1 protein-coding gene is annotated in these 402 nt (G+C 26.9%); it reads left to right on the forward strand.

The window, feature by feature from the left end; all coding sequences use genetic code 11:
* The first annotated feature begins 20 nt into the window (after window positions 1-20).
* Window positions 21-221: a hypothetical protein gene (locus tag E3E36_RS14100; RefSeq protein ID WP_369334059.1), complete on the forward strand. Its 201-nt coding sequence runs from the start codon at window positions 21-23 to the stop codon at window positions 219-221.
* The last annotated feature ends 181 nt before the right edge of the window (window positions 222-402 follow it).

A 402-nucleotide genomic window follows, 5' to 3' on the forward strand; every position in this document is an offset into this window, starting at 1 on the left:
CTAAATTAATAACGCTGTTAATATATTCAATGGTTGGATTTGCAATTATTTATATTGCTAATATTTTACGGTGCTATTTTATTGTATTAATGAATATGGAACGTTATAATTTAATTGATGTCGCTCATCATTATGTGTTCAAGCTTATTATGTATGCAGTAATTTTTAGTTTATGGATGTTTTATTTAAGAACAAACAAACAGCATGTCGCTTTGGCTTAAAAACAATCAACGGCATTTAATAAGTCTTCTTATTATTACAGTTGTTTGCTGGTTTTTTTACAGGTATTTGTATGAAAATAATTTTAAAAAAACTTTACCTAGAATTTTAGGGCATATTATCAATTTCTTTTGGATTTGCCTGGTAGTTTTTTTAGGGTATATAGGCTTTGTAAGAGACTCT

The organism is Thermococcus sp. M36, from assembly GCF_012027355.1.
GTDB lineage: Archaea > Methanobacteriota_B > Thermococci > Thermococcales > Thermococcaceae > Thermococcus.